Here is an 18,062-nt window from a genome sequence, read left to right as displayed (position 1 = left end):
AAAAAACGAATGAAAGGAAAGGCATGATCCGCACATTGTCCAAAGCCATCATCGGTACTTCATTGCTCTTAGGCGCATTGCAAAGCGCGCAAGCAGCAACCCCTGTCATCACAAACTCACCGCCGCAAAGCGCGTTTATAGGGGAGTCATTTTGTTACGACATACCGTTAATTAACTCAGGTACAACAGGGTATGGCCCTTATCTTCGCGTTATTCATGATGCTGACTTAACATTTAACGGTGCGACGTTTATAGGAAGTAACAGCGCTACGGTTAATGTAGGCACGTTTGACACCGTTGCGAACAACAATGAGCTCGAAGATCCTATCATTGCGCAAACCGTTGCGGGCACTGAAGGGTTCAGTTTTTCAACGGTAGATATCCCAGTGGGCTCGGTTGTAACCAATGGCCCTGATCTAACTACAAATGTTTGTTTCACTATAGACAGCAATGCAACGCCAGCGGAAGCGTTTGCTATCGAGGTAACGCCTGTTTATGAATTTGGTGACACAGCAACAGGTGATAACGGCCCAATAGTGGGAACAACGCAAAGTGCGTCGGTTGAGGCAGCCCTCTACCAAGTAACTACGCAAAGCTCTGCTGCGGAAAACGAGCTTGCTGCGGGCCCAAGTTTTTCAGCAACCGTTACACATACGTTAGATGTTGCAAATGGCCCTACGATAGACAGCTTACAGTTCACAGATGTTTTAGACAACGGTGTTCAGTATAGCAATCAAGCTACGATAACTGGTGGAACTGGGTGCTCTATAAATAGTCAACCCTCTACGTCAAACCCCGGTGGCATTTTAGATGTTTCGTGTGCTTCTGCTACGGGAACAAGCAGTGCAAATGATGTGCGCGTGAGCTACCCCATGCATTTTATTAATGTCCTGAATGCGCAGCAGTGCAGTGCGTCAAGTATTGTGCATCCGCTTGACTTTAATGCGAGTTTTAACGGCAATGGGCTTACCCAGGTTTCTAGCAGTGACACGGTTACGGCAAAGCATGTTGCAATACAGCAAGGTGTAAATACAGGAGAGTCAAGTCCCGGCAACACACTTACCGTTACTAACTCAATCCAAATTTCTGATTACGTATCGGTAGACTCTTTAATTCTTAACGACACCATAGCCGATGGCGTCGATTTTTCATCTGATATCACGGTTAACTATGGTGGAAGTACGTTTAACATAACGAGGCCTGCTTCAAGTACTGATGCCAGTCAAAATGAGGCCATCACTTACAACGTTACTAACGCAACAGGCACGCTTCCGGGGGGAAGCGTTTTGACGGTTTCTTACACCGTAGATATTCAGCAAAATTACGTTGGTGGTTACACAGGGGTTGATAGTAATGCCCCTGTCGTTGCTAACGATTCACTGTCGTTTTCTCAAAGCGCACAATATAACGTAGCAAGTGGTGCGTCGAGCTGCTTGGAAGGCTCAAGTGCTTCGGTCTCTATTGAAGGTATTCGTACCTCTAAATTTCTTGTTGACGGTAACGGCGATACAACCACACAACTATTACAGTACGCACCGGGTGAAAGCGTTATCTATCGTTTGCGCATGGATATTCCTTCTGGCGATACTAACGACATTGTATTTGTAGATTTTCTTCCTTTGCCCGTTTTCTTAATCCCAGAAACGACTGTCGATACAAATTCAAATATTGCGAGCAACACCAGCTTCTCTTATACCGCTGAGAATACCGTAACAACCCTCACACCTACAATCACGGTATCATCCGCTGAAAACAGCGTAACATTAGATTGGGGCAGTATCTCAACAACCCAAGCTGAAGTACTAGAAGTTGATTTTACCGTTGAGGTAACCGATAAGCCCTATGCTGATGGGTTGGAATTGGCGAACTTATTCCAAGGTACTTCGACCAATACGCCTGATGCAATCACTGCCGATCTTAAGTCAGCTAAAATTCTTGTTCGTGCTCCAGAATTGACCGTTTCACTTGCTACTTCTGCAGGAAACGTAGATGCCGGTGATACCGTTCAGTACACCTTAACAGTAACTAACGAAGGTGGCGCCACATCATTTGACACCACCGCCAGTGTTCCTATCGTTTCTGGCGTGGCTTCGCAGAGCCTTGTATCTGCAACAGTCGATGGGAATGGTGTAGCCTTGGGCAGCGGCTCACTAGCAGATGGTACTTACAGCATACAGAACCTCGCCGCGGGTGAGGTTTACGTGCTTACTTTCACACAAGATATTGCACAAACTGCAGAGCCTAACGATGTCATCACGTCTGAAGCGACGATTGATTGGGCTTCTGCACAGGGGCAGGCTGCGACCTTTGATCCGCAGTCAGATGACGCATTTGTCACCGTTTCAGATATTGCTATTGCTTCAACAATAGTAAGTCCCACGGGGAATGTTGTGGTAGGTGATACCGTACAGTATCGGGTAGACGTGACTTTGCCAGAGGGTACAACGAATGACTTAACGGTAGATATGACGCTTCCTGCTGGCTTTGAATACAGCAATACGTTAACAGTAGACTCTACTGGGTTTGATGGAACGGTCAGTGCCAGCCCAACCGTGACATCGTCTGGCACTGTCGCTAGTGGGCAAACGGTTAGAGCCGTGTTTAACGGCAGTACAACCACTAATAATGATAACGATCCAAGCGATAATACATTTTCAATCACGCTTGAAGCCTTGGTGCAAGATATCGCGCAAAATGCCGCTACAACGTCAACGCAAAGCAAGCAGCTGCAGGTAAATGCGGGAACCAACAATACCACCAACAACGCTTCAGCTACGTCAACTAATCAGTTTGCTGAACATGTGTTAAGTGCAACAACAAGCGTGGCGCCTAGCTCTGGCGTAGAAGCAGGTGATACGGTAACCGTAACTATTGATGTTGAAAATACGGGCACAGCTACCGCTTACGATGTTGAAGTGGTCAGCAATGTTAATACTGATATTTTCACTAACGTAACCGAAGGAACAACCCCATCTGGGTTTACGTATGCACTTCAAACTTCACCAGACAGAGTAACCTATTCAGGTTCAGAACTTGCTGCTGGTGCTAGCGTGCAGTTTACTTATACTGCTGAAGTGAAAGCAGGTGCACAAACGGGTTCGTCATTTGATATTACCGCGCAAGCTACTGGTGACAGCCAAACCGGCGATCAAACCGTTGAGCGAGATTCACAGTCAGAAAGTACAGATACCACGGCAACCAAAGCCATTTCCGCTAATAACATAACGCTAAATGCTTCATCTGAAGCCTTTACTAGTGACACCGGCACGAGAGAAGCGGCTATCGGTGAGGTGTTAACCTATTCGTTCACTACTGTCGTGCCCGAAGGTCAAACAAAAGAGACCGCTAGTGAAGACATTATTGAAGTTATTTTACCTGCTGGGATGTCTTATCAAACCGGCACCGCAAAAATTCGCGGAACATTTGATACGGGCTTTACGACTGCAAACGGCGTGTCAATTACTGCGTCAGATACAACTATTACCCCGGTTGTTAGTGGTCAGTCTGTTATCTTCGATTTGGGTGATGTTACAAATAATGACGACGATGCAGGTGATGAAAGTATCACCGTTACACTTGATGTGCTTACCTTAAACACCAGTAACAATAACCGTACAAACAATAAAACGGTAACAGGTGAAGTAAACTATTTAAATGAAAGCAGTGCTAACCAGAGCAACAGTGCGACGCAGAATATTCGAATTGCAGAGCCTAATTTAACAGCAACAAAGGCAGCATCGCCGTCAACCGTTGATGGTGGAAGCGAAGTAACATTCACCGTCACGTTAACAAATACTGCGGGCTCTCGAGTTTCTCGCGCTTACGATTGGTACATCAACGATAACGTACCTGCACGATTTAATACGGTTAGCTTGGTAAGCGCGACGCATTCAAGAGGGGCAGGCATTGATGTAGCAGCCTGTGCAAGCATCAGCGGCAACGAGCTAACGGTTGAGTCTGATAGCTGCGCGGTTAGCGACATTGATTACCTGGAAGCGGGCGAAAGCGTCACCGTTGTGTACACTGCTCAGGTCAATTTTGATATTGCTTTTGAAGAAACCGTAACCAATACCGTTTCAACCTCAGCAACGTCTTTGCCAGGCGCATCAGGTACTGGAAATGCGACGCCAGGCGCAGCCGGTTCAGATACCGGTGAACGTACTGGTAGCGGCGCGAATAACGACTCAGGCCAAAACGTTAACGATATCGCTGATTCTGCTATGGCATCAGTGACCGCCAATGCGCCCACGCTTACGTTAACGACTACTGCAGCCGATGCTGCTATTGGAACTGTGGTTGATTTAACCGCAAGTTTCTCTATTCCAACCGGCACGACAGACAACTTTGTTTATACGTTAGATCTTCCTTCTGGCTTAACGTATACCGGCGACGCCATCACTATTACAACGCCAGTGTCAGATTTCACCAGCACTAATATACCTAATACCACTCCGGCTCAGGGAACCGACCCAGTAGTATTAGATTTTGGTACCATCACCAACAGCGCTTCAACGTCTCAACAAGTTACCATCGCTGTGCCTGTTGAAGTCGCCAATATCTTAAGTAACCAAGCTGGAACAACGCTAACTAGTACTGGTTCACTTAGCTACCAAGACGTAAGCACGCCAGCACCTTCTGCGAATGTTGACGTGGATGTTATCGAACCCAATTTATCTATTACGCAAACCATCATTGCAGGTGCAACAGCAAGTGATAGTGGCGATACGGTAACGTACCGTACCGTGGTAACCAACACGGGGAATACAGCAACTGCGTATGCAGTGACCTTTGAAGATGTAATGCCTGCTGAGTTATTGGGTGGGCCTGACGGCAGCGGTTCTGGTGTTACCTTCTCTGCAATAACCCTGACCAACCCAAGTGATGAAGCTGTATTAACAGGCACGAACACAGCACTGACCGCAAGTGATGTTAGTGAGACTACTACGACCAACACTGGCGATACGCTGTCGGTTGCAGCATTCGACCTACCAGCACTTGCAAGCGTTACCGTCGAATACAGCGTTGTAATGGCCAACGAAGCAAGCGCTGGTGAAACGCTAACTAATGCAGTTGAAGCAACCTATAACAGTCAGCTAGACGGCAGCGGACGTAGCAGCGCCGATGGTGGAGATGACGACAATAACGCTACGTTAAATAACTACCGTGAAACAGCTAGCAGTAATGTAACGGTAGATAACACACTGGCTATTCAATCTGCACTTAATGCTACACATAGCGATAATGATTTCGCAGTGGGTGAGTCGGTTTCTATTGATGCGCGTATCGATTTAGTGGAAGGCACAATTGACGGTGTTTCTATTGTAAATACGCTGCCAGCGGACATTCGCTTTGACAGTATTAGTATTAACAGCCCAGCGCAAATTAGCTATGACGGCGCTGCAACCGCTTCGGTGTCTGGCAATGATGTCACGGTTGACTTTGGAACTGTGAGCAACACCGCAGATGGCAATAGCGCAAATGATTACATAACGGTTACGTTTACCGGTGTTGTAGAAAACGAAGTAGGCAACGCGCAGGGTACAACACTTACTAATAGTGTGAATGCATCAGGTGGCGGCGAAAGCGCAGGTCCATCTACTCTCGAGATCGATATCGTTGAGCCAAATTTAGACTCAACAATGACGCTCGATAAAACCTCGGTATCGTTGGAGGATACCTTTACCCTAACTATTAACGTAGGCCACAACTCTAGTTTTGCCGACGCGTTTGAGACCACGTTTAACGTTTCAGTTCCTAGCGGTCTAACTTATGTGGCAAATAGCTTCATGGGGCAAGGTACGATTGATGACACGTCGCCTACGCTACTTGTTGTAGATATGGGCGGTATTACGTTGGTAGATGGCAGCAAACAAGTAACCCTTCAGTTCACCGTCGATAGTGATGCTGATGTGGGTAACGCGCTATCTATTGGGTTGACCAATGGTGCATATAGCTCAATGAGCGGCGACACTGCTGACGAGCGAGACTACAGCTTTGCCGATTCAATTAACGTAACAGGTGATATCGCCGCATTCATCGGTGCAACCCAATCAGTTGTGCTATCTGATGATGTCAATGGTAATGGTTTCATTGATGCTGGTGATACCGTATTAGTCACTTCAACGCTAACTAATGAAAGCGATAGTGCCACAGCCACTGACGTTGTATTTACTCATGGGATTCCTGCGAATACAAACTATGTAGCAGGGTCCGCGACAACCACGAAAGGCACCCTTGATGATAGTGCTGGCATTACGGTAAATGTTGGCGATATGGCTTTTGGTGAATCTGAAACCATTACATTCGAGTTGCTTGTTGATGCCAATGTGGCTAACAACACGTTAGTCTCGCTACAAGGTAGCGTAGATTCATCTGACACAGTAGCAGAGCCAACTGATGCTGATGGTAACGATGTAAACGGCGACCAGGCAAACACTTTCAGAGTGGGCACACCTGCAAACACAGCAGATTTAGATATTACTCAGCTAGTAAGTTTATCAACCGATGCTGACACCAATGATGTCATTAGCCCTAACGATACGCTAACCATTACGTATTTACTTGAAAATACAGGTAGCCAAGCGCTATCAAACATTGCCCTAAGCGACGCTATTCCCACAGGTTTTACTTACGTTGCTAATTCGGCGACGGTAAGCGGTGGGCATACGGTTAGTGTAATTGGTAGCTCATTGAGCGCAGATTTTATCACGCTAGCAGCTGGCGCCAGCGAAACGGTTTCTCTTGAAGTTACCATCGACTCACCGCTGGTTGATTTCAACGGCAATGCCGCAAACGAGAGCTTCTCGCTACAAGGTGAAGCTACCAGCGATGAAACTGATACTGTCTATGCCGACAATAACCGTGCAGATAGTGATGGCTTCCAGCCACTTACCTTCAGTGCATCAACGGGCGCAGGCACGCCTGAACTAGAAATTATTCAGTACTTTGAACTTGTTGACGATGTAGACGGTGATGGGGTTGTTGACCCTGGTGACAGCGTACGCGTTTACACCGTGGCAACCAATCAAGGTTCAGCGACTGCAGAAAACGTGTCGTTTACTCAGCCGGTCAATGCGGGCTTGAGCGTAGTAGCTAATACAGCTGTTACCAGCCAAGGCGTTGTAGTAAGCGAAACGCCGTTTGACGTAAACGTGGGCGGAATTGCGCCAAGTGAAACGGTAACCGCGTCTGTGGTGCTAACGCTAGATGCAAATGCGGCTGACAACACCGTATTCTCAACGCAAGCTCTTTTTAGTGGTGATAATCTAGGTGCCAACCAGTTAAGTGACAACGACAGTAACGCTACTGATGGTGAGAATGCGCTGCTTATTCCGGTTACATCACAAGCGCAAACCGTATCTGCGCCAACCTTTGCCCTTACCGATACCAGTGATGGTGGCACATCTGGTAACAATTTTGTGCAGGGCGAAACACTAACCCTTACACAAACTGTTACTGTACCTAAGGGGACAACAGACGATTTAAGCTTAAGCGTTACGTTACCTGCTAATGTTTCATTGCTCGCAGGGGCGGGGGAACTTGCTCGTACCTTTAATACTGGCCTTTCTTCAGGCGTCAACCCAGCAAGTATTAACAGCACTGCTAGCGGCACAGCAGTTAATGTGAACGGCAATATTAGTGTGTCTAACAATACGCTAACGCTTGATTTAGGCAGTATTGTAAATAGCGATAATGATGGTGACACTGAAACCTATGTGTTTAGCGTTGAACTAGACACCAGCGCGCTAGTGCCTAGTGCGGCTACCCAGGATTTAACCATTTCTTCTGCGCTTAGCTACGTTGATGGGGCAGCTCAGCCTCAGTCATTAAATGCTAACGACGTGACGGTAACCTTGCTCAACCGTGTACCCGCTGCGAATGACGATAGCTTCACGGTAGATGAAGATACAACCAGCAATACGTTAGCGGCCCGTAGTAACGATAGTGATACAGATAATGGCCAAAGCATTAGCATTACCTCTGTTGCTACGCCAAGTAACGGCGGTACGGTAACTACAGATGGCGCGAACTTGATTTATACGCCAGCGGCTGATTTCTTCGGCACCGAGACCGTGCAATACACCCTTACCGATAGCGCAGGTGGTAGCGACACTGCCACGGCAACATTTACGGTTAACAATGTTCAAGATGCACCTGTAGCGCAGGCCGACTCAGCCACTACCACTGAAGACACACAAGTGGTAGTAAATGTATTGGCAAATGATTCCGATGTGGATGGCGATACATTGTCTATCACGGCGGTTAATTCTAGCAACGGTGCGGTTTCGTTTGCGGGAAGCAACATCACCTTCACGCCTGTACAAGACTTTAACGGTCCAGCACTTGTGACCTATACCATTTCTGATGGAAATGGGAACAGTGATAGCGCGAATCTAACGGTAGACGTGCAAGCAGATAACGATGCACCGGTTGCCACAAACGACAGTGCGAATACTAACGAAGATAATGACGTAATTATTGATGTGTTAGCTAACGACAGTGACGTAGATGGCGATGCCCTAAGTGTTACTGCGGTGTCGGCAAGCGCTGGTGCGGCCTCCGTAAATTCAAATGGCGATGTTCTTTATACGCCACCGGCCGATTTCAATGGCCCTGTTACACTTAATTACACGGTTTCTGATGGAAATGGCGGAACCGATTCAGCTTCTGTATCGGTAACGGTTAATGCAGTAAATGACGCGCCAATAGCTAACCCTGATTCAGGGACGGTGAACGAAGACAGCAGCGTAATTATTGATGTTTTGACTAACGATACTGACGTAGATGGCGATGCGTTGTCGATCACCAATGCAACATCGCCAAATGGTTCAGTAACCTTTAGCGGAAACAATATTACCTTTACACCTACGGCCGACTTTAATGGCGCAACAACCGTAACTTATACAGTAAGTGACGGTGCAGGTGGTACGGCATCAGGTACGGTGACGATTAATGTTACTAACGTCAACGATGCACCAGTGGCAAGCGACGACACGGCCAGCACTAACGAAGACACAGCGGTAGTTATTAATGTATTGGCTAACGATACCGACATTGATAACGATGCATTAAGCGTTTCAAATGTATCGGCAACCAATGGAAGTGCAATAGTTAATGGTGACGGCAATGTGGTGTTTACCCCAGCGGCAGATTACAACGGTAGTGCCACAGTAGCTTATACGGTAACAGACGGTAACGGCGGCAGTGACAATGCGTCGGTGTCTGTAGCTATTGCAGCGGTTAACGACAACCCAATCGCTAATCCAGATACCGCAAGTGTCAATGAAGACGAGTCGGTTAGCATTAATGTACTTGCTAACGATACCGACGTTGACGGCGACACCTTAAGTGTGGCGAGCGCCTCTGTTACAACCGGCAGCGTGCAGGTTGTAGGTAACCAGGTGAACTACACGCCAGAAGCTGACTTCAACGGCAGCGCCACTATTACTTACACCATTGAAGATGGTGCTGGCGGCAGCGCTAACTCAACGGTGGCAGTGACGGTTGTAAACGTTAACGATGCCCCCGTTGCGAATAATGATACAGCTAGCGTTGATGAAGACAGCAGCGTTGTGGTTAACGTTATTGCTAACGATACAGATGTAGACAACGATACCCTTGAGTTAACTGCGGTTAATGCTAGTACTGGTACGGCAACCATTAATAGCGATGGTAATCTTTTGTATACGCCGGATGCCGACTATAACGGTGCTGCAACAGTGACGTATACCGTTTCTGATGGAAACAGCGGCTCTGATTCAGCAACAGTGTCAATTACGGTAAACCCAGTAAATGACAATCCGGTGGCTGTGGCAGATACGGCGAGTGTACAGGAAGACGAAACGGTAATTATTAATGCGCTTTCAAACGACAGTGACATCGACGGTGACACGTTGCAGCTGTCGGCTGCAAGCAGCAGTCAAGGCACTGCAACTATTACCGGCGATAATACGCTTAGCTTTACGCCAAGTGCCGACTTCAACGGTACAGCCGCGATAACTTACAGTGTATCGGATGGTGCTGGTGGTAGCGCCTCATCGACAGTCACAGTAACGGTGGCGCCTGTTAACGACGCACCAGTAGCTAATGATGATGCCGGAAGAGTTACCGAAGATTCAAGCACTACGCTTGCTGTATTAGACAATGATACAGATGTTGACAACGATGAATTAAGCGTGACATCTGCTAGCGCATCTGAGGGGACTATCACAGTTAATGCAAATAACAGTGTGACCTATACACCACCAGCTGATTTTGATGGGGCAGCAACGGCCACCTACACTATTTCAGATGGAAATGGCGGTACCGCCACTGCCAGCATTAGCTTTACAGTAGAAGGGGTGAACGATGCTCCTATCGCTTTGGATGACACCGCTGTTGTTGATGAGGACGCTTCAGTAACGGTAGCTGTTCTCGCCAATGACTCTGATATAGATGAAGATGTGCTTTCAGTCTCAGCCGCCTCATCAGCGCAGGGTAGCGCAGTGATCACGGCAGATAGCCAGGTTACTTTCTCGCCTAATGCTGATTTTAATGGCGAAGCGACAGTATCATATACGGTAAGCGATGGTAATGGTGCCACTGATACAGCAACGATTACTGTTACCGTTAACCCAGTTAACGATACACCGGTAACGGTGGATGATACGGCCACAGTCGAGGAAGATGGCTCTGTTGTTGTCGATGTGCTCGCGAATGATTCTGACATTGACGAAGACGTACTGACTATTTCAGACGTAACCGTTGACGAAGGTTCAGTCGCTATTCAAGGTGGGCAAGTAAGCTACACACCAGATGAGAACTTCAATGGTACAGCAACCATTACCTACACGGTTTCTGATGGCAATGGAGCAACAGCAACAGGTACGCTTGTTGTAACGGTTACCGCTGTTAACGATGCACCTACACTTGCTGATTTCACTGCTGCAACGAACCAGAATGAAGCGTTAACTATCGATGTTATCGCCAATGTTGAAGATGTAGATACAGATGATACGCATACTATCGTTAGCGCCACATCTTCAGACGGCACGGTTGATATTGTTGACGGCAAACTGGTTTATACGCCGTCTGAAGATTATTCCGGCGAAGTAACCATCGACGTTTGTATTCAAGATGCTGAGGGCGAAGAGGCTTGTGCGCGTATTACCGTTACAGTGGTGTATACAAACATAGGCCCAGTAGTTGAAGATCTTGAATTCACTATTCAAGAAGGAGATAGCCTACCCATCACGCTAACGGGTACCGACGCAGACGAAGACGTTTTAACGTTTGAATTAGTAACGTTGCCAACAGGTGAAGTGTTAGGTTCTGCTCCTTCTTTGCTGTACGTTACCCCAGAAAATTACAACGGTACGGTACTGTTCAGCTATAAAGCGAACGACGGTCAAGAAGATTCGAACACCGCCAATATCACAGTGAATGTGGTGGCCGTGAACGATGCGCCTGTGGCGGTTGCGGATACGGCTTCTACATTAGACGACACAGCTGTTGAAATTGACGTACTAAGCAACGACCTTGACGTAGAAGGCGATGCATTATCGATACTTGGCGCAACAGCGGATAGCGGCAGTGTCGAAGTTGAAAGTGGGGTGCTTGTCTATACGCCTGCGCTTGGAACACAAGGCGATGTTCAAATTACGTATACTATTACCGATGCAAGTGGCGCCACATCGCAAGCAAGTGTCATCGTTACTGTTAGTGCCTCTGAGCAAACTGCTCAAACCTTCCCAGTTGTCGAAGCACCAGCGGATATTGAACTTGATGCCATAGGCTATCTAACGGAGGTTGTATTAGGTAATGCAACAGCTGTTGACGCAAGTGGTAATGCAATCCCTGTAACCTTATTGAACGGTCAAACTCGCTTTGCGCCAGGGCTACATACCGTTTACTGGCAGGCAACTGATGATGAAGGCAATACGACAACGGTTAGTCAGACTATCCGCGTTAACCCTCAGGTGTCACTAAGTGATGATGTGGTTGTCACCGAAGGTGGCGCAGCAAGCTTTGATGTACTGCTAAGCGGTAATGCACCTAGTTACCCAGTAACAGTGAGCTACACGGTTTCAGGTACTGCAGATACTAGCGATCACGACCTTATCTCTGGCACTGTCACTATTGAGAGTGGCACACAGGCAACCGTTAAATTCAATATTATCCCTGACACGATTATTGATGACGGCGAAACGGTAATCGTAACGCTAAATGAAAACGTAAATGTCGGAGAAAAAGCGTCGCAAACCACCACTATTGCAGAAGCACCTGTGGCACCAGTTGTAGCGCTGTCAGTTGAGCAAGATAACACTACAACGTTAACTGTTGGCCAAAATGATGGTTTAGTTGATGTACTTGCGGCTATCAGTCATACCAATCCTGCCGCTGATTTTATCTACGACTGGAGTAATTCAGCACCAGAACTCACTAATGTTTCAAATGATGACGGTGTATTTACTTTCGACCCTACTTCAGTAGCGCCAGGTGTTTATGCGGTTACGCTACTTGTGGCAGACAGTGAAAACCCCGCGCTTGTAAGTTCACGCACAATTTATATTGAGGTAGTAGAAACTTTACCTGAACTTACTGGTGCAGACACCGACGGTGATGGCCTACCAGACAACATTGAAGGCACAGGTGATGCCGACTTAGACGGTGTGCCTAACTACTTAGATAGCATTGCGCTTTGTTCGGTTGCGCCAGAAATTGCAGGTGAAAGCGCGCAATATCTTGTTGAATCAAACGCTGGTGCATGTGTAAGTGCGGGTGAGTACACCCGTGGCACTTCAAATGCTGGCGTATTGCTACTTGCTGATGACAGCGTAGTAACCAGTCGCATTCCGACAGATACGGAAACTAACAATGTTGGTGGGTTGTTTAACTTCGACGTGGTGAATAATCAGTCTAATCAAGCACAGTTTGATGTGGTTATTCCGCAGCGCAATGCCGTACCAGAAGACGCATTTATGCGTAGCTGGACTGCTGAGCTAGGTTGGTTCGATGTCATTGCAGACGGCGACGCCGTGATTTACTCAGCACCAGGTACGCCAGGTTTCTGTCCTACTGTTAATAGTGGCGCTTGGCAAGAAGGTCTAATTGCAGGTAGCTGGTGTGTGAAGCTGACGCTAACCGATGGCGGAAGTTTTGATGCTGACGGTACAACTAATGGAGCGGTTAGCTTTGTTGGTGGAGTAGGCACATTTGTTAATGGCAATACTCTTCCTGACGTTCAAGACGATCAGCTGGCTATTAAGCTCAACGAAGCGGTAGAGGTCGACGTACTGGCTAATGACACAGATGCAGATGGCGATGCACTTACGCTTACCTCAGTATCGGCTGATTTTGGAACGGCGACTATTATTGATGGATTAGTGTCATACACGCCACCTGAAGGTTTCGTAGGCACAGTAACGGTTACCTACACCGTATCAGACGGTATGGGCGGCACGGTAACAGGTACCTTGGTGCTAACTGTTGCCGAAAACAATATCCCTGTTGCGAATGATGACAGCTTTACGTCACAAGAAGACGAATCGGTAACCTTAGATGTGCTGTCTAACGATACTGATGAAGACGGCGATACGTTATCCATTACCGAAGTAACAGCGTCTACTGGCACGGTGATATTGTTGCCAAGCGGTGAGTTAAGCTATCAAGCGCCTGCCAACTACAACGGCGTGGTCACTATTGAATACACCATTTCAGATGGTCATGGTGGAACTGATACAGCGCAGGTAACCCTAACTATCACTGCAGTGAACGATGCCCCTGTTGCCGTTGATGACACAGCAAGTGTTACCGAAGATGGCAGTGTTACAGTAACCGTACTAACAAACGATAGCGACATCGACGGCGATGTACTAACAGTAACCATGGCAAGTACTGAGAACGGAAGTGTGGTGGTTAATAACGGCACTACCGTTACCTACACACCTGTTGCCAATGTAAATGGTGAGGCAACATTTACCTACACTATCAGTGATGGCTCCGGTGGTACTGATACCGCAACGGTTACTGTAGTTATTGTTTCTATTAACGACGCGCCAGTAGCAAATAATGACCAAGCTAATGTAAGTGAAGACAGCAGTGTCATTATTAATGCACTTGCCAACGACGCTGACATTGACGGCGATACGTTAATCATCACAGATGCAACGGCTAACTCGGGCACGGTAACCATTAGTAGCGATGGAAACATCGTTTACACGCCGCTGCCTAACTTTGTTGGAACGGCGATCATCACCTACACCATTTCAGATGGTAATGGCGGTGTAGCGACTGCACAAATAACCGTGACAGTTGAAAACGTGAATGATGCACCTACCCTTGAAGGAGGGGAAGTATCTACTAATCAAGACACGCCGCTTAGTATCAACGTATTGTCCAATGCAAACGATATCGACGGTGATACGCTCACTATTGCTAGTGCCGAAGCGACTAACGGCACTGTAGAAATCGTCAATGGCGTGGTGACATTTACGCCTGCAGATGGTTTCCACGGCACTGCCACCATTACGGTATGCGTTGCTGACCCGTCGGGCGCACAAGCGTGTGCGACCTACACGGTAACCGTTATCGACACCAACGATGCGCCAACGGTAATGGACTTAACGTTCACAATGGAAGAAGACGCAACACTGCCAATTCAATTGTTGGGTAGTGACGCAGATGGCGACGCGCTAACTTACCAGCTGGTAACATCACCAGACGGTGAGCTTGTGGGTCGCTTGCCTAGCGTATTGTATGCACCTGAAGCTGACTTTAGTGGCACAACAAGCTTTACTTATACCGCAAATGATGGGGAGGAAACCTCCAACGTAGGTACCGTAACCATCAACGTGAACCCCGTGAACGATGCGCCGGTTGCCCGTGATGATGCGATAACCTTGGGTAACTACAACCCAGTTGCAATTGATGTACTGGCTAACGATTCTGATGCTGATGGCGATACATTACGCATTATCGGTGCCCGTGTTGAATTAGGCGAGGTTTCTTGGGCAGATGATTCACTTACCTATACGCCGCTTGAAGGGTTTGTCGGTGAAATAGTAATTGACTACACCATCACCGACCCTCAAAGCGAGGTGGCTCGAGCGTCAGTGATTGTAGATGTTATGCCTGATGACTTGGCCGACCGCCCCGTTATTGAAGTGCCAGAAGACGTGTTCGTAGATGCCAATGCGCTATTTACCAAAATTGACCTTGGCGTAGCCTCGGCGGTCGATAAATTTGGTAATCCATTGCCTGTGTCATTGGTTGATGGGCTAATCTTCTATGAGCCGGGTAATAATACGGCTTACTGGCAAGCGACTGACGAAGACGGCTTAACCTCTGTGGCAAGTCAGGCCGTACGCGTACGTCCTCTTGTTTCCATCACTAAAGATCAAGTTGTACTGGAAGGCCACGAAGTAGAATTTGGTATTCACTTAAACGGCACGTCACCGGTTTATCCGCTAGAAATTCCATTTACGGTAAGCGGTACGGCAGACAGCGGCGATCATGACTTAGTCGATGGCATCATTGTGATGGAGTCGGGTAGTGATAAAACGGTGAGCTTCAATGTTTTCCCTGATGCGGATATTGAAGGGACTGAAACCATTATTATCGAGCTTTCAGATGTGTTGAACATAGGTAACAAATACATTCACGAAATAACTATCCGTGAAGATAACGTGAACCCAGATGTTGACCTGTTTACCGAGCAGGACGGCGAGTCAAGAATTCGGGTTATTCCTACAGGCTCTGACGTGTTGGTAACCTCTCGAGTTGACCACCCAGACCCAACCAACGAGTACGAGTTTGTGTGGACATCACTGGATGCAGATCTTGCAGATACCGATAGCGTTGATGACACCTTTACGTTTGACCCAAGTGGTCTAGAGATTGGTGTGTACCGAATCCGTGCAACGGTCACCGACGCAGATGACACAGCCTTCACAGACTCGGATACTTTGTATATTCAAGTAGTGGATGCACTACCATCGCCTACTGAACTTGATAGTGATGGTGACGGTGTACCGGATGTTGTGGATGGTCTTGCCGATAGCGATAGAGACGGTATTTTAGATTACCTAGATCCAACGCCTGAATGTAATGTGCTTCCGCAAGAAGTGGCGTTTGTTGACGGCTACATGGTAGAAGGCGACCCAGGTGTTTGCTTGCGCTTAGGTAACTTCTCTGTAAGTAGCGAGCTCGGTGGCGCGAAAATCATAGATGGTGATATTGCGGGCGATGATGACATTGTCCCTGACCCAGAAGCGACAAACATTGGCGGCATTTTCGATTTCATCGCCTATGGTCTACCTGAGGCCGGACAAACGCTGAACATTGTTATGCCGCAGCTTAAGCCAATTCCTGCGAATGCGGTCTATCGTAAGTTTACGCCTGAAAACGGTTGGGTAACGTTTACGGAAAACGCAAACAACCGTTTATGGTCAGTTCAAGGTGAGCCGGGCTACTGTCCTCCGCCGGGCGGCGACTATTGGACCGAAGGGCTAACCGAAGGGCACTGGTGTGTGCAGCTCGAAATTCTAGATGGTGGCGTTGATGATGACGACGGTTTGGTGAACGGTACGATTGTTGACCCAGGTGGTGTAAGTGTCATGTTTAATGGCAATACACAACCCGTGGCAAATGACGATGCAGTAACTATCATTGTTGATGAGTCTGTAACTATTGAAGCCTTAAGTAACGATGCAGACCCTGATGGCGATGACTTGCGTATTACCTCTGCTACAACCACGTTCGGCACAGCTGTGATAGCGGGGGATACCATCGAATACACGCCTCCACTTGGCTTTATTGGCGAAGTGATTGTTAATTATGGTATCAGTGATGGAAACGGAGGTTCAGACCTGGGTGTAATTACGGTAACCATTATTGGTAACAATCCTCCACAGGCTGTAGACGATACTGTAACGATAGACGTTGACCAATCTGTAACCGTTAACGTGCTTGCCAACGACTTCGACGAAGATGGCGATAGTATTCGTGTTGTAAGTGCCCAGGCATCAATCGGTAGCGTATCTGTTAACCCTGACGATACATTGACCTTTACGCCGCCTGCTGCATTTACGGGCAATGCTGTAGTCACCTATATTATTGAAGATACACAGGGCGGAACGAGCGAGGGTAGACTAACCATTACTGTTCAACCCGTGACCGTTAGAATTGAAAACTCTGGCGGAGGCGGTGGTAGCATGAACGCTATGCTGCTGATGTTACTGGTATTTGTTATGACACTGCGCCGCTTATTAGCGGCGCAAAGAAAGGGAGTAAAAGCGTGAGCGTAGCTAAGATGAATAGAACTTTTAGGTATGGGATTGTTAGCGCTGTTGCAATGGGAGCAATGTTTTCATTTCCAGCCATGGCTCAGCAATCTAATAAAGAAAGGGATGCTTCCCCTTTTTTAGCTAGCAAAACTCAATGCTTATCTGAAGAGGATGCCTCAAAACTTTCTAAAGGATATGAAAAGTGCACGGCTAAACAGTTTTTCATAAGCGGGAGTTGGGGGAGCGCATCAGGAGATTTCAAGGAAAGGGATGTACAACAAGAAGCCGCAGAGCTAGGCTTTGATGTCTTCGACATAGATATTGATGACACCCGCAGTGCGTGGAAAGCGGTAGTAGGTACCAATATTACCGAAAACAGCTTTATTCAAGTCGGTTATACCGATTTAGGTGATGTATCGGCAGCATTTTCAACCACGACCAACGAGCCATCTCGCTTTTTCAGCGAGACATCGCGTATTCGCCCAACATCAGTAGATGGCTATACATTAAGTGTAGCCTATCAGTTTTTACGTCATGAGGACTGGTTTTTACATGCGCATGTGGGCTTATATTTTTGGCAAGGTAACTACGATTCGTTAGATGTTTTTGAGGATACAGCCCTACTTCAAGACGTTGATGATGAAGGCACGGATTTGTTCTATGGCATTGGCGCTAACTGGCGTATTCACCATGATTGGGTTGCAATGATTGAATATGAACGCTATGACATAGAAGATAACTCTACTGACCTCATATCAATAGGTGTTAATTATCTCTTCTAGAGAAATGTAAATTTTC

2 protein-coding genes are annotated in these 18,062 nt (G+C 47.3%); both read left to right on the top strand.

Translation table 11 applies throughout. From position 1 onward, the window contains the following. The first annotated feature begins 23 nt into the window (after positions 1-23). Entirely contained in the window at positions 24-17,279 is a 17,256-nt protein-coding gene (locus tag F0261_RS05380; RefSeq protein WP_171337406.1) for a tandem-95 repeat protein, read from the top strand. Then, complete coding sequence (locus F0261_RS05375; RefSeq protein ID WP_171337405.1) at positions 17,276-18,046, top strand: outer membrane beta-barrel protein; 771 nt, start codon at positions 17,276-17,278, stop codon at positions 18,044-18,046. Before F0261_RS05380 ends, F0261_RS05375 begins: the two co-directional genes overlap by 4 nt. The last annotated feature ends 16 nt before the right edge of the window (positions 18,047-18,062 follow it).

Source organism: Alteromonas sp. 07-89-2, assembly GCF_013113925.1.
Taxonomy (GTDB): Bacteria; Pseudomonadota; Gammaproteobacteria; order Enterobacterales; family Alteromonadaceae; genus Alteromonas; species Alteromonas macleodii.
The sequence above is the reverse complement of the archived record's forward strand: the minus strand, read 5'-3'. Positions and strand labels throughout refer to the sequence as shown.